General features: G+C 35.9%; 11 protein-coding genes. 6 read left to right on the forward strand and 5 right to left on the reverse strand.

Annotated elements, in window-relative coordinates; all coding sequences use genetic code 11:
- Positions 1-180: 180 nt before the first annotated feature.
- From L2586_RS09190 to L2586_RS09200, 3 genes are all read left to right on the forward strand, one after another.
- Positions 181-1,401 carry a 3-deoxy-D-manno-octulosonic acid transferase gene (locus tag L2586_RS09190; protein WP_235292588.1) on the forward strand — a complete coding sequence of 407 codons (1,221 nt, stop codon included), beginning with the start codon at positions 181-183 and terminating at the stop codon, positions 1,399-1,401.
- Positions 1,398-2,387 (forward strand): bifunctional heptose 7-phosphate kinase/heptose 1-phosphate adenyltransferase, encoded by a 990-nt coding sequence (locus L2586_RS09195; protein ID WP_235292589.1) that lies wholly within the window; start codon positions 1,398-1,400, stop codon positions 2,385-2,387. The genes L2586_RS09190 and L2586_RS09195 overlap by 4 nt, the downstream gene beginning before the upstream one ends.
- 101 nt (positions 2,388-2,488) lie before the next feature.
- Positions 2,489-4,366 (forward strand): T9SS type A sorting domain-containing protein, encoded by a 1,878-nt coding sequence (locus L2586_RS09200; protein WP_235292590.1) that lies wholly within the window; start codon positions 2,489-2,491, stop codon positions 4,364-4,366.
- Positions 4,367-4,474: 108 nt separating this feature from the next.
- Here L2586_RS09200 and L2586_RS09205 read toward each other — a convergent pair whose 3' ends face one another.
- Positions 4,475-4,933, reverse strand: a complete 459-nt coding sequence (locus tag L2586_RS09205; protein WP_235292591.1) for a heme-binding domain-containing protein — start codon at positions 4,931-4,933, stop codon at positions 4,475-4,477.
- A gap of 185 nt (positions 4,934-5,118) precedes the next feature.
- The gene (locus L2586_RS09210) at positions 5,119-7,005 is read right to left on the reverse strand and encodes an AAA domain-containing protein (protein WP_235292592.1); all 1,887 of its coding nucleotides are present in this window, start codon (positions 7,003-7,005) and stop codon (positions 5,119-5,121) included.
- 111 nt (positions 7,006-7,116) lie between these two features.
- Here L2586_RS09210 and L2586_RS09215 point away from each other — a divergent pair, with 111 nt between their 5' ends.
- Complete coding sequence (locus tag L2586_RS09215; protein WP_235292593.1) at positions 7,117-8,166, forward strand: glycerophosphodiester phosphodiesterase; 1,050 nt, start codon at positions 7,117-7,119, stop codon at positions 8,164-8,166.
- Positions 8,167-8,255: 89 nt separating this feature from the next.
- Here L2586_RS09215 and L2586_RS09220 read toward each other — a convergent pair whose 3' ends face one another.
- Both L2586_RS09220 and L2586_RS09225 read right to left on the reverse strand, forming a co-directional pair.
- Positions 8,256-9,104: a DUF2911 domain-containing protein gene (locus tag L2586_RS09220; protein ID WP_235292594.1), complete on the reverse strand. Its 849-nt coding sequence runs from the start codon at positions 9,102-9,104 to the stop codon at positions 8,256-8,258.
- 125 nt (positions 9,105-9,229) lie between these two features.
- Positions 9,230-19,762, reverse strand: coding sequence for an SdrD B-like domain-containing protein (locus tag L2586_RS09225; RefSeq protein WP_235292595.1), 10,533 nt, complete (start codon positions 19,760-19,762; stop codon positions 9,230-9,232).
- A 412-nt stretch (positions 19,763-20,174) separates the two neighbouring features.
- On the opposite strand from L2586_RS09225, the gene L2586_RS09230 reads away from it, so the two are divergent.
- Together L2586_RS09230 and L2586_RS09235 are read left to right on the forward strand one after the other, a co-directional pair.
- Complete coding sequence (locus tag L2586_RS09230; protein ID WP_235292596.1) at positions 20,175-20,948, forward strand: hypothetical protein; 774 nt, start codon at positions 20,175-20,177, stop codon at positions 20,946-20,948.
- Positions 20,949-21,016: 68 nt separating this feature from the next.
- Entirely contained in the window at positions 21,017-22,051 is a 1,035-nt protein-coding gene (locus tag L2586_RS09235; RefSeq protein ID WP_235292597.1) for a threonine aldolase family protein, read from the forward strand.
- Between the two features lie 33 nt (positions 22,052-22,084).
- On the opposite strand, the gene L2586_RS09240 is transcribed toward L2586_RS09235, so the two are convergent.
- Complete coding sequence (locus tag L2586_RS09240; protein WP_235292598.1) at positions 22,085-22,684, reverse strand: bifunctional nuclease family protein; 600 nt, start codon at positions 22,682-22,684, stop codon at positions 22,085-22,087.

Consider the following 22,684-nt stretch of genomic DNA (forward strand, 5'->3'; position numbering starts at 1 on the left):
TTGATTTATTTTGAGAAGTATTCAGGATTGATGTCGTTTATAATTTGAATACGAATCTAAATTAAACATCTTTGCAATATTAGTTTTTTTTCATGTATTCGATGAAAAATTCTTCATGATGACGGGAAACTATGTTAATGAATTGCACAACATATTTTTCACTAAAGCATTAGAAACTCTATGACTAGAGTTCTTTACGTCATTTTTATTCGGTTGTTTATAATAGGTATTCACATTGATGCCATATTTAATCGAAAATCTAAACTTGCTGTTCGAGGCAGAGCGAAGCCTATTAATTTATCTCCGAAATTAAAAAAAAGGGTCTGGATACATTGTGCTTCCTTAGGTGAATACGAACAAGCAAGGCCGATAATAGAAAAATTAAGCCAGTCTGGAATGGAAATCATTCTAAGCTTTTTTTCTCCTTCAGGATACGAACCTAAGCAATACGATACGGTGGCCGATTACGTTTGCTACATGCCATTTGATACTTCTAACAATGCCCGAAAATTCCTAAAAGCGACTGATCCTGACTTGATTATATTTATCAAGTACGAATTTTGGTGGAATTTTATAAGAATTATTTTAGCTGCTAAAATTCCTTTAATCTTCGTTTCTGTAGCCCTTCGTGAGCAACATTATTTATTCCGAAATTTGGCACAACCTTTTCTGAATCTGCTAAGGAAAACGGACCACTTATTTTTAATAGACACTGCCTCGTATGCACTGCTTGAACAAAAAGGATTTAAGAATATCACATTGGCAGGAGATACAAGAGTGGAAAGTATATACAACCAAAAAATGCTGGACGTTGAGAATAAGATATTTGAAGAATTCTCTAGAGATTCAGAAGTTTTAGTTTTCGGGAGCAGTTACCCGATAGAACACGAGGAAATCGTTAAAATATTTGACGATATAACTGAATACCAACGGATTATCATCTTTCCGCATAATATTGACCAAAAGGAGATCTTCGAGCTTAAAGATCAATTAGGAAAACAATGTATTATCTATTCCAGCATAAAAGCAATTCCTGTATTTTCAGGTTATGACATTCTTATCGTAGATGAAATAGGCTTATTAAAAGATGCATACAGATATGCTTCAATGGTATATATCGGTGGTGGATTCACTCATGGCTTGCATAATATATTAGAACCTTTTGTGTATAAGTTACCGCTAATATTCGGGCCTAAATATGAAAAATTTCCTGAAGCTAGGTATCTTTCAAAGCAAAGATTTGTCAAGGTAATTTCCAGTGTTCATGATTTAGAAGAAGCTGTAAATACACTACGAGAAGGAGATTTTCAGTTAGAAATTGAAAAAATATATTCTGTTATATTTGAAGAAAATGGAAGTGCTTCCAGAGATATTATCAGATACATTAAAAATGAATTATGAATGTAGAGCGAATAAATGAGTTATTATCATTTGATGATGTGCACGTACTCGTTTTAGGAGATGTAATGTTAGATGAATACATATTAGGGAGTGCGACGAGAATCTCTCCTGAAGCACCTGTACCAGTGGTAAGTTTATCTGAAAAAGTTCATCGGCTGGGAGGAGCCGCTAACGTTGCGATGAATACACAAAGTCTTGGAGCTCATACATCATTAATCGGCCTAATAGGAAATGACGATTATGGAAAGATCATCACGGGTCTAACCAAAGATCGGAAAGGTATGCAAACCTTTCTAGTGAATGATCACTCGAGACGGACTACATGCAAAACCAGAATTTTGGCCTCGAATCAGAATCTTCTTCGGGTCGATAACGAAGATACACATCCTATAGACTCAGAAATTGTTACCAAGATCATCAAAATGGTCAAGTTTCTGAATCATGAAAGACCAATTGACATCATTATTCTGCAAGATTATAATAAAGGATTATTTAGTCCTGAGATGATCGAGGCGATTATAGCATGGGCTAAAGAAAATAAAGTAAAAACGGCACTAGATCCTAAGCAAGAGAATATCGAATACTTTAAAGGAGTAGATATTTTCAAGCCTAATCTGAAGGAATTAAGAAATTTTCTAGGTCATGAGGTTAAAGTCGAATCTAAAGCACTTCGTCAATCGTGTGTAGAGGTTTTCGATCAAATGGATTGCGATATGGTGTTACTAACGTTAAGCGCAGATGGTGTTTTCGTAAGTACGGAAGAAGATCATCACTGGGAATCTACTAGTGTCCAATCCATAGTCGACGTAAGTGGAGCTGGTGATACGGTGATTAGTCTTGTCAGTCTTCTTTATGCCAATGGAGATGCTAGCATTAGCGAAATAGGTCAACTTGCCAATCTAGGCGGGGCTGCAGTCTGTAAAATCCCAGGTGTGGGGGTCGTCGATAAGAAGATGATTGCAAATGTTACTAAAAACATGAAATAGCGGTAAAAAGGTTATCTAGTCGACTATTTATAAATATAAAAGTTATTATATTTGAATTTAATACAAAATTATTAATTTTTTAATATTAAATAAATCTTTATATGAATAGTAAATTTACACTTACTTTATTAGTAGTGCTATGCGTATCGTTAGGTATGTCAGCACAAGATGTTCTTTGGGGTGGTCCTGGAGATCCAAATGGAGAATTCGATGGAGGACTAAACGACTGGACTGTGGTTGCTCTTTCTTCTCTAAATGCAGACTCTACTGCTAATGCGTTATGGGTATGGGATGAAGATGCAATACCAAATGAAGGTGCGTATGGAGGTAATAACACGGTTATATTATCTCCTTCTGCGGCAAATGGCGCAGCCTACTTTGATTCTGACTTTTTAGATAATGGCGGTGTTGCTGGTGCTTTTGGTGCTGGACCTGCGCCTTCACCACAGACAAGTGAATTGATTTCACCAGTGATCGATCTTTCAGGTGAAGATGCAGTTGCGTTATCTTTTTACCAAAAATTTAGAGATTTTGATGCTTCTGTGTCAGTTCTTGTATCTAATGACGGAGGTACAACATTTACCTCATTTCCTGTTTCTGCAATCAACTCAAATACAGAGTTTAAAGTGATCAATATTTCTAGCGTTGCGGGAGGTGCAAGCGAAGTTGTTATTAAATTCAACTGGACAGGTGATTACTACTACTGGATGATTGATGATGTTGCGGTAACTAAATTGCCTGGAAATGATTTAGCTATGAATGATGATAATGCGAGTCCTTTTTATACTCCCCATTCTGCAATTGCTCCTGCTTGTGCTTTTGAAGTAGATACTTTCTCTTTTAGTACAGTTGTTTCAAATATAGGTGCAGATACTGCTACTACCTTAGTTTACAGAGTAGATGTAGTAGAAAATGAATCTGGAACAGTAATTTATTCAGATAGTTTGGTTTTGGCTGATTTCGCTCCAGGCATAAATGATAGCACTTTAAATCTAGTAAACTCTTGGGCACCTGAAGGCCTTGATGATATTGTTTACCGAATAGATCATACTGTTTATAATGCAGATAATTTAGATGATTTTAATGGGACAGATAACACAGTCTCTCATTTTTTCATCGTTGATGAATCCTTATTTTCTAAGGAATACAATGGAAGAGGAAATATTGGAACATGGAATGATGGTGGTTTTTATGCTATAGGTGTTTTTTACCAATTTGGACTTAATTGTATGGAAAACTACACGGTTAGCTCAATAAATTATGCAGTAGGACAAGTAGGAGCTGATTCAGAGCCTCTAATTGGGCGTCCAGTAGAATTTTGGTTATGGAAACTTACAACACCTCTTGATAGTTTTGATTCCACTACAAATTATGAAGAAGACATCGCTACTATAAGCCATCCTTCTATGGAATTCATAGCATTCTCACAAGATGCAATAGATGAAGCTGATGCTGCTGCTGATATTATTGTTTCAGATGAGCCTTTCTTAAATGATGAAGCAGATGAGACGACACCTATCTTTGAAGCTGGTGAAACATATGCCTTATTTGCTCATTGGGGAACACAAGGTTCAACTTCTCCACTACACTTGTTTGCTACAGATGTAAATACAGGTACAGACTTATTTTATTCTGATGGATGGTTTGGTGGATTTACAGGTTCTAAATCTGCACCAATTCTTAGATTACAACTTGAGTTATCTTCGTCTATTGATGAATTAGAATTAAGTAGTAATGCTTTAAAAGTATACCCTAACCCAGCGACAAGCTTACTTAATGTTGAATTAAACTTAGAGAACAGCTCTAATGCAACCATTACAATTGCTGATATCACTGGAAAAGTAATTTCTTACCAGAATCTTTCTAACGTACAAAGAGATGTTGTTACTTTAGATGTTTCAACTTATGTTTCAGGTACATACCTTGCAAGAGTTGCAACTGAAGAAGGAACTAAAACAGTTAAGTTTATTGTAGATTAATCTACCATAAACCATAAAATATTAGAGGCTTGTACTGATAAAGTTCAAGCCTCTTTTTTTTCCTATTTATTCAATCTCTTGCATAGCTTAACTAGCTAACTTCATTCCTTAATTATAACTCTTTACACATTTCTGAAACCAATGAACCATTTCTGCTCGCTCTTCAGTAGTTAGCCTTGCCTCAGGATGTGTTAACTGAAATGACTTTATAGGCATCCATTTTTCTTCTACATATTCTACGCATTCTTCAAACTTATGCTTCGATTTCTTGTCATTATAAGTGGCAAATTCCGAAAAATTAAGATGTTTTCTCGCTTCCTCAATATGTCCTTTCATCCACCACCCTACTGGTTGTATTCTCGTATACCAAGGATAATCTGTTTCATAGGAATGACAGTCATAACAAGCGTCTTTGATTTTTATAATTAAACCATCACTTGCTCCGAATTTAGCAAATATTTCTTGTAATGGATCTGGCTCTGGATTAGTTGTTTCTATAGGAAAGAATTGAATTATGACTAATGAAGCAAGTGCTATCCAACCTATTATCTTTAATTTCTTTTTCATAATCTTTTATAATTTCTGATTTCGAATTCTACTAAAGATAGAAAAATGATTTAGTTTTTTTTATTCCATTTCTGAATGCCGTTTTCCAGTTCCGTTTTTAAGTTGCCGGTTGCCGAACTGAACAAAATTTATTTCTACTCTCTTTGCAAAGCACAACTCACGACTCACGACTCAAGACTCACGACTCAATACGTCATAAATTCCCAAGCACTTTTGTAATTCCCCACTTCCTCTACGTGCTTGATCAGATCTGAAAAAAGCTCATTATTTGATAAGGTTGCGAAATCACCTACCATCACTAATTTCTTCTTCGCTCTCGTCATTGCAACATTTAAGCGCCTAGCATCCTTCAAAAATCCAATCTCATTATTAGTATTCGAACGTACTAACGAAATGCAGATAACATCCTTCTCTTGACCTTGAAAACCATCGATCGTATCCACTTGAATATCCCACTTTTTCAAATCAACATCTTCAGCAATTTGAGCTCTTATTAACCTTACTTGTTCGGCGTATGGACTGATTATACCAATGCTCGAACCAGCCATTTTCTCCGTTTGTGTTAAGAGAAATTCGCGTAGTATAAAGTATTCTCCTTCATTCGATAGAGACCTTGTCTTATAATTAAAATCTTCATCGAAACCACAACCGCTCGTATCTATTAGAACAAGTGGTTCTGGGTCATTCGGCAACGTCCATGAAGCTACTTTCTCACCAGAAATCAATCGATCTTCATAGAATTTCACATTGGAAAAAGAAAGGATTTTATCATTCATTCTATACTGAACATTCAGCAAAAAACTATGGGCAATGTGATCAGCTAATCTGTGAAGCAATGTATCTTCTAAGCCTAATTCGATTGCTTTTCGACTCTTAACCGTCGGTGCTAATTGCAAGTGATCTCCTACTAGTATCACTCTCTTAGCTCTCAAGATCGCGTTCCAGCATTCTGGTTCTAACGCCTGAGAAGCTTCATCAATTATAACTGTTTCGAAATTTAATCCATCTAGCACTTTATGCTCTATTCCTATAAGTGTAGCTGCAATAACTTCTGCGTCCATGACGATATTATCCACTAAGCGATCTTCTAAATCTCTCGCCCACTTCCTGAGCTCTTTTGCTTCTTGGTACATCATAGATCGATTAGATCGCTCATCAGAACCAAACTTCCGCTTATACGTTCCAGCTATTCTCTTCGCCTCTTCAGCTTCTATTTTTACTTTTTTAATGTGAGACCAATCCGCATGATTTCTAGATTTTTCATCTAAAGTTAAGTGACCGATATTATCATCAATTCGCGTAATATTACCAAGTCGAAGTACTTTTACTTGCGCTTTATCCAAGCGATTAGCCAATAAATCGACCGCATTATTAGATGGTGCACATACTAAGACCCGTTTTTCGTCTTTCAGAAGCGCTTTCACTAATGCAACTATTGTAGTCGTCTTCCCTGTTCCTGGAGGACCATGAATAATAGAAATTCGATCGGTTTTTACGATCTCATTTACAGCAGTATTCTGTGCGTCATTAAGTGATGCTGAATGGTAATGAATATCCACATCACGCTTGTACTTGAAAGGATTCAAACTACTCACCCCATCTCGTAACTCTTGATGTGGAATCGACTTCGTCTTTAGTAGTTGATTAATCGCATCTCGCATCACTCTATAAGGCTTTTCATCATAGCTTAACTCTAATGAAAACCACCCATTCTTCGGAAAGTCACCTAAATTTACATTGGAACTAGAAAGAATTACCCTGAACTCATTTCTCCTAGAAAAGGCTATACTCGCTTTATAAGTTTCTTCTCTACCTTCTATATGCAAAACACACGCTGATCCTACTCTAAATTTGTGTGATTGTTCTTTATTCTTTGTTCTATAGAAAACAATTTCTACACGCTCTCCTATCGTATAATTAGATCGCTCCAGACTTAATGGGTAAAGCAGAATCCCAGATTTAATCTTCTCTTGACGCGAATCATTAGCTCTTAATTTAAGATAATACTTCTCTTCCTCTTCTCTCTCAGCTTCAATTGCTTGTAATAGTTTCAGGTAACGATTCTCTTCCATGGTGCAAATATATTATTTTGCTAGGATAGAATATATTAATTTGACTTCATCCTACAGAACTTGAAACAAAGATTTATATGGAGTTAACATTACTTCCTTATATTTATAGCTATGAAAACACTGATTTTATTACTTATGACAACAATGACAATTTCAGCTCAGCGGGCTGTTGAACTGATCAACTATTGCAATATCATTGGCCACAGAGGAGCACCGGGATATGGCGGTGAAAATACACTTTGGGGTTTTCAGAAAGCTTTAGATCTAGGTGCGGATGGATTCGAATTAGATGTAATACCGACTAAAGATGGGAAACTGATCGTAGGTCATGATTTCGACTTGAAGCGACTGTTAGGCAAGGAGCAATTAGATGAAATGTTTCCAGGTCGTGGTTATGATGTAATAAATTACACACAAGCAGAGCTCCAAACCTTAAAAATTACATATCCGGAACCAGGTGGCGATCGATATGATTACAAGACCTTATCAGACGAGTATAGAATGCCTACCCTCGGTGAATCCATAGATCTATTATTAACTAATAGAGCGGCTAAAACCAGAGAGGACTTAAAAATATACATTGAAATAAAAACTAAGAAGAACCATATGCACACCACTTCTCTAAATAAAATATCTGCCCAAGTGACCGCAGCATTAGAAAAAAGAGAATTGCTGACTGATGTCAATGTTTGGATTCAATCTTTCGACTATGAAATGATGGATGTGATTGCAGTTAACCCAAAATTGAATAAAATCCCTAAAACTCAATTGGCTTTTGATAATATTTCAGAAATATCAAAATTTACAAAGAGCAGAAAGGCTAAGAAATACTTAAAGAAACAAATCTTAAATAGAAACTTACAGATGCTGCATGTATGGAAGGTGCCATCTAAGTATATTTTAGAAAATAAAAAGGTAGCCTTTATACAAATTGCACGTGAAATGGGCATTCCTATCCATTTGTATACTTTCCGAGATCCTAACTTTCAAGGTGATTATAAATCAATGGCTGCTTTAGGAGTGAAGGGATTTGAATCTAAAGAAGAAGAGTTAAAATACTTTATGCTAAAAGGCGTTGATGCAATCATGACGGATTATGTTACTTCTGCGATTAACACTAGAACGGAATTATTAAATGAAGCTATAATTATTGAGAAATAAATTGCAACATTAAACGAAATCACATTGACCAAAAAAAAGACCCTATTCTTGCAAATAGGGTCCGATTATTCTTAAGTCTTAAAAGTGGATTATTTCTTAGACCACATTTTAATAGAATCTTTATTCATCTTAACATAGTCATCATTACCAGCTTTCTCAGCTAATTTTAAAGACTTTTCAGCTACATTAGCAGCTTCTTTATATCTTCCTAATTTAGCAAGAATCAAAGACTCTTGTCTTAATTGCCAGAACATAGGGTTGTCACCTTTTGTTGCTTTCTGAACATATTCTAATGCTTTGTTTAAATCTTTATCTGCATTTAAGTAGTAAACACCTGCATTATAGTAATCATTAGCTGTAGGTCCACTTAATGTCTTTTCAATGGCAGCCATTACTTTAGTATCAACTTCAGTAGTAACATTAATTGGCACATAAGTATCGTCCCACATTAATCCGATAACAGCGCTATTACTTGTTACATTTCCAATCATAATTGTAAATGTTTCAAAAGCCATCTGTAATTTTGCAGGTTTTACCATGATAGAAGCTGTAGCATCTTTCTCTACGTAACTGCCCCAGTTTCCACTTTCATAGCTATAAAAATTTACACCCCAAGAAGATTTTCCTGGCTTAGTTAAAACTGCATAAGATCCAGCTTTCAAAGCTACGCCTTCAACTTTCACATCGTCAGAAAAAGTAACTTTAGTTGCTTGATTAGCACCTGTTCTCCATAATTTATCATATGGCACTAGTGCATTTGTTCCAAAAATATCTCTACCTTTTTTACTTGGTCTTGCATACTCGATACTGATCTCACCTAATCCAAATTCTTGAGTTATCGAAGCTGCAGTACTTGCCGATGGAGTCTTAATCTGTCCCATCAAAGTAGAAGCGCTCAATGCGCAAAGTAGTAACGTTAAATTGAAAATTCTCTTCATAATATTTAAGTTGTTTTAATTTTTCACAAAAGTAATTATTCTCTTCTATTGTACAGCAAATTGCTATTAAAAAAAATGGCCTGACTAAACTAATAATCAGACCATTTATATATTATTAATTGATTTTATTTGATCAAAATCATTCGTTTTGAGATCCTAGTCTGATCTGTCACTAATTCGTAGTAATAAACACCACTTTCGTTGAATTTGTTCGCCTTGAACTCTACTTGATTATTTCCAGCTTTGAAATTGTCAGAAATACTTGTGATTAATGCACCTGTAACATTGTAAACATTAATGGTTGCTTGTTGATCACTTCCAAGTGTGAACGAAATAAGTGTCTTGTCTTTCCAAGGATTCGGTGTATTCTGAAGTAGAACATTTGCATCTGCAAAATCTTCTTCATTGAATCTTAGATCGATATCACTCGTATTTAATCCAGCATCATACCACTCATTACTGAATGCTTCATTCATACTTATTGCTTCAGCTAATTGTACTCTAGCATTCGCTTTAAGTTTCAATCTAAGTAATTCAGATCCTTCTTCGATCGCGATGTCTTCCTGAGGAACTACGACCATTGTAACTAATTTCTGAGTTCCATACTGAGTAACTGAATAGTCACTACCATTGATATCAAAGTAATCAGATTCAATGTCCATAAGATCAAGTCCACTTTCTAGCGCAAAGCTCAACTGATATCCTGCCAATGAAATCTGTCTGTTAACAGTTACTGGAACCATTACGACGTCTTTAGCACTAAGGATCTCATCATCAAGTGATAATGCAATCGGAGTAGATCTTGTTACTACATTTCCTTTTCCACCAAGTTGAACAGAACCATTTACATCACCTACTTTAATTCCTACGAAGTTTTTATAAACTGGACCAGCCATATCATAAATCATGTAAGATTCAGGGAATAATTCATTAAATGGATTCTGAGCATCAACAAATTGATAATCTTCATCTACAAATCTCCAACTCTTATTGTTAGGGAATTTATTAGTGATATTCAAGATGTTCTTTTTCAGATCTAGTAAATCCTTTCCTGTAATTACTCCAGATTTGTTAATATCTGCTGCAATTAATTGGTAAGTAGAAGAAATCTTCTGAGTTCCAAGAATGTGTCTCTGAATCAATACTAAATCCAGTGAAGTAACACCAGCCATGTGGTCAGTATCTTTTTCTGGTTTCAATTCATATACATTTCCTGAAGTCATCTGAGGGAAGTTGTAGAAACCACCATCATTCGTCATTTCATAAGTATCACCATTGATCAAGTGAACTTCCACTTCAGGAATTTCAATTTTGTTCTCTGTAGAGATCAAACCTTGTATCGTGGCTAATCCATCTACACATACTCCATTCGGATCTGTAGTCACATAAGTCGCTGCACATGTAGATACGTTTCCTCCTTTGTCTTTAACATAGATATCAATCACATGCGATTTCACAATCACACTATCACAAGTAAATGCTAAGGTGTCATTGGTCATGTCAAAATTAGGATCAAATGAATACATTAAATTCGAAGAATCCGTTGTGTTATCATTTACTCTAAAGAACCATTGTGAATCAGATGGTAACACTTGAGTCGATCCATCTTCCTCTATTACAATATTTCTATTGATACATACTATAACAGGTGGTACTGTATCTAGAACAATATTAATTACAACAGAATCCGTAGAATTATTTCCACATCTATCCATTGCATCTAAATAAACAGTAGTATTCCCTTCTTCGAAATCACCAGTTACAGTCGTACCGTCTCCAGCGCCAACTGAAGAGAAGTATGTTACTGTAGTTTCATTACAGTCTTCAACTTCGAATGTATAATTTACTAATGTATCACAAAGGAATACTGTGTCAACAGTTGTGATTACTGGTGCCATCTCATCTGAAATCAGAATCATCTGGTCGAACGTGAAAACATTAAACGGAGAAGGACAAGAATCAACTACTGTCCATGTTCTTCTGATCGTATCTTCACAATTCGTATTCATTGTCAAATTAACATCTACATAATCCATTCCGATGTTAGTACATGTTTCAGAATCAACATTGATAATAGGTCTACTATCTATTGAATCTGGGTGAATGCTAGTACATTGGTTAATCGCTAGTGGCGATGTAGGCCATGTAATATTATCCTCATCGAAAGCATCCGCATTTTCCACCGTTATGATTTGTGTACAAGTATTGCTGTTTCCATTAATACCCACTGCTACGAAAACTCTATTTACAGTTCCTAATCCACATTCATTCAAGTTAAACTCAGGAGTCACTGTAATATCTTCAGCAAGTACAACACAGTTACTACCATTAGTATTAACCGTACCATATACAGATAAATCATCTGATAAATCTTGACAATCTACCGTAAGATCTGCAGGACAGTTAACAATCGGAGGAATAGTATCAAGTACCATTACCATTGCAGTACAACTAGTATCCCCTAATACACTTGTAATAGTCAGTGTAACTTCTCTAGGAAGTGCAACATCATTACAGAAGAAGGTCGTTCTATCTATAGATAACTCAGCATCCTCAGCACATGGAATTCCGCTACCACCATCGATGTCTTCAGCAGTAATATTTGCTTCTCCATCTGTTCCAAGGTAAACCGTGATATCTTCAGCAATACACATTAATGTTGGATTAGCTGTCACAGTAACTACTGTAGAACAATTTGTTGAATTTCCAGCACTGTCTACTGCCATTACATTCACCGTTACATCTCCTATATCATCACAATTAAATGTCGTTTTGTCAAGGATTAAAGTATCTAAGCCCGAACATACATCATTACTTCCATTGTCAATGTCTGCTCCAGTTATGGTTGCTTGATCTGAACCATCCAACTGAACAGTAATTGGAATTAAACGACATTCAGGAGTTCCTAAATCACGAACTGTTATTCCTACTTTACACTCTGTTCTATTTCCACTATCATCCACTAATGCAAGGATTACAGTGTCTTGACCTACCATGCTACAATCTACACTTCCCATCACTTGGATATCTACTAACTCTCCACAAGGATCGTAACTTCCATCATTAAGTATTGTAGGAGGAATCGTTACTGAAGCATCGTCGAATAAATTAACAGTTGTTGTTTTAGTTAAGCAAACTGGTGCTACACTATCTACAACTGTTACTTGTGCGAAACATTCAGTAGAATTTCCACTATCATCTGTAATGGTCAATGTTACATCTTGAACAACTCCAGCATCAGCGCAACCGAATACAGTTGGTACTAATACTTTGTCCACAACTAAACCACATTCATCAAAACTTCCATTATCAATATCTTCTGCACTAACCGTTACGTCAACGAATTCATCTGTAATAGCAATAGTAATGTCATTCACATCACAAATCGGATCTGCACTATCTGTAACTGTAATGATTACGTCACATGTAGCAACATTTCCACAGATATCCGTTACCGTATACGTTACCGTATCGATACCTACAGGATACATTCCTGAAGCTGCTCCTGTATTAGAGTCTGCATATTCAGAGTCGTTCGTAATGGTAAAGTCTGTTGTACAATCACTCAGTACTTCCGGTATACCTACGATAACTGTTCCATTACACGCATCATCAGATGAAACGGTAATATTTTCAGGACAGTCCAAAATAGGTGCACGATCATTATATTTCGTAATCACCTGCTTACTTGCAAACGATTTAGGGAAACCACAATTAAATGTAACTGTCCAATCTCTAATAATGATCGTACAAGTATTAGTTAAATCTGTAGAATCTCTATCTACATATTCAATGGTTGTATTTGTACAAATGCAATCAGGATCGATCGTCGGCCCTCCTCCTATAACTTCTGGAGAGAAATCAGCCACACATTCTGTGATTGTAATATCCGTAGGCATTACAATACATTCTTCAACACCTCTACAAAGATCAACATCATTATTATCCTGAACATCTAGTGTTGTTACACAGAAGCTAGTTTGTCCAGATTCAGTTATTCCATATATCGTTACATCGTTTAATCCAATATCATCACAGCTGAATGTCTTACAGCTGTCCGCAGGATTTTCAGTAAAACTAAATAACAAATCATCTCCACAAGGGTGGAAACTACTTGCATCAAATAATCTAGCTTTAACGATAGCCATTTCATCATCAAGCTCACCATCATTGTCAGTATCCATTGGATTTAATGCAACACTAATTCCATCATGACATACTACAGAAGGTTTGTGACAATTTTCGATTGTAAATGTTTGTCTACAAGTAGCTGAATTTCCGCATAAATCTTCGAATACAAATAAAATACTATGCGTTCCGATTGGGTATTCACCCATAACTGTAACAGTATCACCGCTACCGAAATCCTCTACATCAAATTCTCCTCCATCGTCTCCGAAGTCTACATAATAGCTATATCTCATCATACCTCCAGGAGTACAGTCATCAGACGCTCCAGCAGTAAGAGTAATCGGGCCAGTAGCACAATCTTCATTGGTTGAACAAACCGTAACATCTTCACAAGATGAAGTAATCACAGGTGCAACATCATTAGAAATCGTAATCGCTTGATCATATCTCCAAGATGCAAATTTATTCTCTTCTATTGGTTGACAGAAATCTTCAACGATCCATGATCTTATTATTTTCTGACAAGCAGTTTCTGAATTTAAGATATTAAATACTTTATCAGAATAAGTAATAGCTACTTGGCTGCAGAATCCTTCATCCAAAATTGGGAATCCATTTTCAGCAGGTAAATTATCAGGCTTTAATGATCCAGGATCACAAGCTGCTGTTGTTGTATAATTTAATGGCCATGTGATATTATCTAGGTCAAATGTATCTTCAGTAATTACTGTAATGAACTGAGAAGCAATCGCTGTTCCGTTTCCGTCAGTTGCAGTAAATCTTCTTTCTATCACTCCAGTTCTACATTCATTTAATCCAGAAATAACTTGCTCAGAAATAATTGGATTCATACAATTATCAGTTGCAGTTGCAACACCGAAACCAGATAAATCATCTAATTCAATTACTTCTTGGCAATCAACTGTGATGTTTGCCGGTGGAATTAATGATGGTGGATTTTTGTCTTGGATCTGAACATTCACCATACATTGGTTAGCATTTCCTTCCACATCATATACTCTCATGATAACAACTGTTTCAACTCCAACATCTGCACAACAGAATTCAACTCTATCGCTGAATGCTTCATTCTGAACAGAATCACAAGCCATGCCTGCATCCATTCTTCTCACTTCTATTCTATCGAAACCACAATCATCATAACTTCCATCATCGAACACACTTGCTAATGCATAAGTAGTTCCATCAGTTCTAACACTTAAAACTGTATTCTGATGACATACTGCAATAGGAGCAGTTCTGTCTTCTACTTCTACCATAATACTACAGCTAGAAGAATTTAAGCAATCATCATATACAGTATATGTTACTTCATGAATACCTATTGGCAATTGAATAAGTCCACCATTTGAATTCTCAAGGAATCCTCCTGGATAAGCTATATCAACTCTAGGTGAAGAAGAACAATCATCAGAAACTAAAGCAGCTGGTAATAATATATCACCTTCGCAAGTAGATCCATTAGAACTTACTTTCATGTCACCTAAACAAGTAATCGATGGAGGAGACATATCCGCAATATTGAATATTTGCGTGATCGTATCAAGTCTTCCGAATTCACAATGCCATTCGAAAATAAACCATTGTCTCATTATTTTCTTAACACATCCATTCTGTGGGAATACAGTATCTTTGAAATTCACACCTAAGTTACAGAACTGTCCAGCTCCAGGATACAATGGTATTCCTTCTAAAGTAGGAACTCCATATACTGCTGGGTCAGGAACACCACCTGCTATAGTATCAAAACTTACACAAGATAAAGCACTGCTCTCTTCTATCGTTCTATTAGCTGGAGCTACGATAGCATCTAAGTCTGGTCTTTCTACCATGATCGTCTGGATACACTCGTTAGAAGTATTTCCTAAATCATCTTGTGCTTTGAATCCACGTGTTAATCTAAACGTGAAGTCAGGATCACATTCTAATGCTGTATTAGTTTTAGTCGTAGGAATTAAAGTTCCTTCACCAAAACAATTATCCAATACAAATGGACCATTATAATCCATCATTTCTATACATGAAACTGTAAGATCGAAACACTCAATTTCTGGTGCTTGCTTATCTTCTATAGTAATGAATGACCAACATGAATTACCACTACAGTTATCCATCACCTTCGCCATGATCTCTCTTCCTAAATATTTAGACCAATCAGGATTTTCTGGTAACATAAATCCTTCTGCAGTTGAATAGATTATTGAATATACTGCATCTGGAGTAACTGGAATTGTCAATAATGAAGAAGGAGTTAATCCTAATTCACAGTCATCATTCAATGAAATATTAACATTACCTAAACAAGATAAAAATCCTGCACTAGCTCCTATTGTTACCGTTTCCATTGCTGGAGCGTAACAAGCTTCAGTTGATCCACTTGTAAATACAATATTTACTTCATCACCTACTGTCGCGCCAAATTCAACTTGAACACAAGCTTCATTGTCTGCTCCTACGATCGTTGCATCACCAACTACACTCCACACATTCATGTCTGCAGCATCAAAACCTTCTACGCAGAAAGTTTCAATAGATCCTGCACATACACCAGCAGGTGCTGTGAATGCATTAGTTTCATAATTACATGCTCCTCCCGTAATAATATCTTGATCGCCTATGTTATTTCTAACAACCACGCTATACTCTTCTCCATCTACTCTAACACCTGTTATATAATATGCACTGTTTCCAGTTGCACCGATAGGATATTCTAGTAACATATATCCGCCAGGTCCAGTAGTGAAATTAGTCAATGGATACTGAGCTCCTGTAGCGAAATCTGAACTTACTGGTGCAAGTGCTGGGCTTACAGCAGCATCATATAAACCATCTGCTTCATGGATATACCATTCTAAACCAGAAGGTGCTATTATTTCTATGATTTCTCCAAATTGACCTGCTTCAGTAGTAGAAGCATTTTCAAGACATATGCATGATTCATTAACTAAACTTGCGAATACATATACATATGCTGGATCGTGATCATCTTCATCTTCGAATCCTGGATCATTCACTTGGTTATCGGTAGGTCCAAATGGTAATCCACCTATATCATTAGTTCTTAAATCATCTGGACGTGAATCAATATCTTTATTACTAAGATCTTGATCATTCATTCCATATGCTAAGTCTATTTCTGCAAAATTAATAAGCGTCCCAGCATTAAAGCTTGGATCAACTGTAAGTGTAATAGATTTCACAATACTGTCTCCAGGTTGTAATCCACCTTCTACTACAAACAATAATTTTGCCATCGTCGGATCAACCAAATTCCAGTTATCATCATTCAATGATAATCCTTCTGGAATATAATCCACGATTCCTATCGTTTTAGCAGCAAGTTCTCCTTGATTAATTACAGTGATATTAAACTCAACATTCTCTCCTGCTTTAACTGAACCAGAAACCGTTGTTTTCCTTAATGCTAAGTCAAACAAAGTAGTGTTAATAATTGCTGGATCGTGATCATCTTCATCGATATCACCATGATCATCTATTTCATTATCTGTAGCATCATATGGACTTCCTCCGTTATCATTATCTCTTATTCCATCCGCTTGTGAATCTACATCTGTTCCTTCATTTCCAAATTCATCAATCGCACTTCTGATTTCAGAGTAATTAATGATCGCCGTATTAGGTGAAAGTGACCCAACTTCTAAAGTTAAATCAACCGTATGGCTTGAAGATGGAACAATTTCTTGGTCTATAGTATATACTATTGTTGAATCATCTAATAATTCCCATCCGTCATTGATATCAGGATTAAAGAATAATGGTTGTGGAATATAATCAGAAATGGTCACTGACTGAGCAGTTAATGAACCTTGATTATATACTGTGATAGAAAAATCAACTGCTGAGTTTGCAACAACTTCTTCTTCTGGATTCTTAAGAACCTTTCTTAATGCTAAGTCAAAAATTCTTACACCAGCTGGATCATGATCATCTTCATCAATCGTACCATCATCATTCACTTCATTATCTGTCGCTTGATATAAAATACCACCGTTATCGTTATCTACGATATCATCTGGAGTAGAATCTATATCAACTAGTGGATTTCCACTCGCATCTAACGCGATGCTTATTTCAGCATAATTAACTAAATCGTTTGCTTTAGCACCTTCTTTAACAACTAGCTTAATAAACAATTCTACTTCTGCACCAGGTAATAATGGTGCTCCAATTAAGGTTTGAAGAATTCCATCATTATCTTTCCATCCTGCGTTTGCATTCTCATCGAAAGTGTAACCAGAAGCTAAGTAATCATTGACTACAACTTCATCTGCTGTTACCCCACCTTGGTTAATAACTGTTATCTTAAATATTACAGTATCACCATATTGAACACCATAATCTCCAACTAATTCTTTTTTCAAAGCCAAGTCAAAGTCACCTTCTGGGCTAAATCCTAGGTCAAAACTATGATCTGTTTGTCCTGAACTTCCAGTCTGAACCTTAGCGTAAGGTTTACCATTAATAGCATCACAAAGATCAGATCCGATCTTAGCATCACTATCATTTCTTTCAGGATTAGAACCGAAGCCCAATCCTTGTTTTGTAACAAATACAGCATTTCCATCTACAGTTAAAATACCTGTAGTCGCATCATAAGCATCATCGCTTACAACAACATAGTAGTCTGCATTCAAGTCTAACCCGTCGAAAAGTCCGTCTTGATTCAAGTCAACATTCGAATCATTAAAGTAGTAGTTTCCTTTATCATCCGTTTGTGTAGTACCAACTAAGTTACAGTCAGCATCATATAAGCTTAAAGCGATATTAGAAAGAACAGGTTCACCTGCATCTTGTACGCCATTATTATTTTCATCTATCCATAAAAGGTTTCCGATTTCTTGTGGAAGAATACCACAAATTGCAACGATATCACCTAATCCAGAAGCTTTTCCAAATTGAGGATCATTCGTATGCTCGTATATAATACCGACACCTAATTTATCACCATTAGATGTGCTGTACTTGTGTAATCCACCAGTATAAGAATCGAAATCAGGGTCGAATACGGTTGCCACAACTGATCCTGTTCCTGGAAGAACTAAAATACTTCCAGTTGCAATTTCTGAGTGATAATCAGGACCAGAGATCCAGTAATCGTAACCAAAAAACTCTCCACCTCCTGGGCCTTCATCAACATTCGGATGACTACCGATCAATGAACCAGCAACTGCGTTATCTTCTAATTTCCAAACTCCATTATCATTATAAGCTAATAGAATGTCTGGGTGTTGATCATCTAATCTTCCATTCGTTATTGGATCAGCATATCTATGAGCGATACGATCAGATAATGAAAGAATCATATTTCCTTCATCAGTAATTCCAAGATCTGTAAGCCATGCTTGTGTCTTACGTGAATTAGCAGGTAAATCTTTCCAGTAACCTTTAGGGTAGTCTGTAGAGAATATAGGAGAGAATGTTTCTGTCGCTATATCAAACTCAAAAACGGTTACAGATAATTCGCCAGCTTCACCTGACTCTAAAGAAGTACAAGTAACACCAACATAAAGCTTATCTCCACTTCTAGTAATCGCAAATGCTTTATAAGTATCTCCATTTACACACCCTGGGTCTGGAATGCTAAATGCAGTTGTTGTTTCTGCGGTTGGATTCGAAGAAGACAAACTAACTAACGTGTTATTATATATATTAATAACATATAGTGTTTCTTCATCTTCAGAAATTTCTAAACCACCTAATCCGATCTTTCCTGCTTGAGCTCCATAGGCTGCATCATTGTGATCCGGTAAGATCGTTCCGATGTCTTGACCTAGTTCATCCAGTCTAGTGTGTAAGTAAGTTTCACCTGTTTTAATATTTGATGCGAAAATTGCACCATGTCCATTTGCAGTCAGGCCAGCATATTGCTTTATAAATGCAGCTGAAAATAATGTTCTACTTGATTTCTTATAAGTAAGCCCCCAAACAGAACCAGTCATTGCCTTATTAGAATATTTCTGAACCTTGCTATCAAGACCAAAATCAAAATCTGTATAGACAATTGTTTCTAATTCATCGTTTTCACCATCAGCGCCTCTAACAAAACATGTTAAAGCTACTTGCGCATTTTCAGCACAATATTCATCAGGATTTAAAACAGCAAAATCAGCACCACAAGCTGGCACTGTTACAAACTGTATGTCTGTTTTATTTTTTTCATTATGAATGGCGGGCCCATAATTGCTACCATAAACAAATTCAAGTCTGAAGTTTTCTCCATCTCCTAGACCTGAAAGTTCATAATTACCAAAAAAGTCAGTCATTGCCTGAATAGCCAATTCTCCGTTTTGATTAAAAGCTTTAACCAAAACATTACCTACTCCATTCCCAGATACTTCATCTTGAACATTACCTGTAATAGTTCCAGGCAACTGATCACATTGTGCGTTTAAGAAATTGAACTGAAAGATCATTGCTAGGGATAGCAATAGCATTTTCAGAGAATTCCTTCCGGTAGTCACTCCGGACAAATTAATTCGTCTCATTTACGTTGTTTAAATCGAGTTTGTTTTAAAACCAATAGTTTTCTTATATACAGAAGGTTTCTATATATTCTCGTGATAGGCGCAGTGTAACAGTTTTGATTAAAGTCTTATAAGACTCTTTACAAATATATAAACTTATTCTCTATAAGTATAGAATATATTATAAAAAAAATATATATTTTATAATTATAATATATAATGGCATCAAAATTGCATTACATATTTGTTCTGATTTTGACTTATAATCGCTGAATTCTGTTGACATATGTCAATAACATAGGTATTGAAGAAGTATAAAAGAAGACATTAAGATGTCTTAGGAATAGCAAAAAATAAATATTATGTTTAACTTCTAATTTGTAAGCAGCATATATATTTACACAGCGTTACTTACGTAGATAAAAAGAATGAAATGAAATTCAAATTTGGCTTTATAGCTTTATTGTTTTTGGTAGGAAGTTGCTCGTACTTTTCAGACCCTGGATCTGAGCTTGTACTTAATGTAGATAATGAATTTGAAATAGAGATGGTTGAAATACTTGAACCTACTCAAAGGTCATTAGCCATTAATATAACTTTACTCGACCAGTTTAAATGTCAAGATTCAGAACTGGGGCTTGTGCAGAATATATCTAATAACAATCTAAGTATTATAATACAAGATATCATTACACCACCTGATTGTAATGATGAAACAAGTTACCCTCAAGGTACAGCTACCTTTCATGTTAATAACAACACCTATGATCTTGGGATTCAAGTTCAAGAACAGGTGAATCAAAATGGTATTCTTCAAGTTTCTGATAAAGGTTACGAACTCGATCTTAGCACTGCGAAAGGTCTTATTATAGACCAACCATATATTAATAAGATACCGAGTCGCTTTATTTGGGGTTACTACCAAGCTGTAGATTCTAGTGAACAAGAGATCATTGAATCGTTTCTGCTAAGGAATGATTATTCCACAAGGCCACTTACCTATATGAAGCCAGGCAAATACTCTTATTTTGAAATAGATGAGCAAGGAGAAATCTTTGTAAATGATGCGCCGAGCAGTGGAATTGTGAAAACTCTAGCTTTCGACTTAGCTGATCTTAATGAAATAAAAGAAGTGGTCAGCAATTTTAAGGCCACTCATTCTGATATTAATCTTAAGCTCTTCGGATCTGATGGGTCTGTTTTTTAAAACCTTGTTAATTTACCGCTAAGTTTTCTTACATCATTTTCCTATTTTCATGTTTTCAAACTTGGAATATGGATAGTCAGATAAATTTAATGAGCGACACGGTTACAAAACCGAGTCCTGATATGAGAGCCTTCATGCTGAACGCTGAAGTAGGTGATGATGTCTTCGGGCAAGACCCCACCATTAATGCACTCGAAAAAATGACTGCAGAAATGTTCGGAAAGGAAGCTGCTCTATTCTGCCCTTCCGGTACGATGACTAATCAAATTGCCATCAAGGTCCATACGAAAGCTTTGGAAGAATTGATCTGTGAAGAATCTTCACACGTTTACCAATATGAAACCAGCGGATACGCTTTCAATTCTGGCATCGGAGTAAAGTTATTGCATGGAGAACATGGCAAAATCAACGCAACACAAATTTCAAGTGCTATAAATGCAGATTATGATTGGCTTCCTAAGTCAACTTTAGTCGTTCTAGAAAATTCTTGCAATAAAGGTGGTGGAAGCTTCTACACCCTAGAGGAAATTAAACCGATCACTGAATTATGCATGGAGAAAGGGTTAAAGCTGCACTTAGACGGAGCTCGATTATTCAATGTTCTTGTAGAAACAGGTGAGAAAACGAAAGAAGTGGGAGATTTATTCGACTCCATTTCAATCTGCTTGTCTAAAGGATTAGGTGCACCGGTAGGATCCTTATTAATCGGAGATAAAAGATTTATAAAGCAGGCAAGAAGGTTTAGAAAAGTGTTAGGCGGAGGAATGAGGCAAGCTGGTATCATTGCTGCCGGTGGAATATTTGCTCTTGAAAATAATATTGACCGTTTAAAAATAGATAACGACCGAGCGAAAGATATAGGAAAACTTCTAGGTCAATGTCACTACGTGGATCAAATTAGACCTGTAAAAACCAATATCCTGATTTTTGACTTAAAACCTGAGTTTCCTGTAGATCATGTTTTATCAAAACTAGAAGAAAAGAATATTCTGGCTGTTCAATTCGGTCCTCAGACCATCCGATTTGTATTTCATATGGATATCACAGAAACCATGATGGAAGAATTAAAAATAGCACTTCCTTCCTTGCTAGATGCAAAGTGAAAGTAAAAATTAAAACATTGACCTAAAATAAAATTAGCTTTCTTTCCCTCCTCTAGATTTCAACTCATCGCGAATTTCTGCTGCTCGCTCGTAGTCTTCATTCTTAAGGACTTCATCTAGTAGTTTATTCAGGGCATCATCACTATAAGTATTCAGTGGCGCATCTTCTTGTTCTTTTTTAGAAACTGCTTTCGACGTGGAAGTCATCTTCTCCTCTTCCGCATCATCCAACACTACACCAGCTTGCTCCATGATAAACTCATAGGTAAAAATAGGGCAATCAAAACGGACCGCCATAGCGATAGCATCCGAAGTGCGAGAGTCTATTTCCACAATTTCACCTGCTCTTAAGCAGATCAATTTCGCATAAAATATTCCGTCAAGAAGATTACTTATGATGACTTCTTTCAGTTCAATGTCAAAAGTTTCTAACGTGTTTTTGAACAAGTCATGTGTCAACGGTCTATTTGGTGACATCTTTTCCATCGCCACAGCAATTGCTTGAGCTTCGAAACCTCCAATAACAATTGGCAATCTTCTCGAGCCCAATATCTCTCCAAGAACAACAGCATAATTATGTGATTGAGTTACGCTGTGAGAAAGAGCTACAATATCTAATTCTAATTTCTTCAT

The organism is Portibacter lacus, from assembly GCF_021533215.1.
In the GTDB taxonomy this organism is placed as follows: domain Bacteria; phylum Bacteroidota; class Bacteroidia; order Chitinophagales; family Saprospiraceae; genus Portibacter; species Portibacter lacus.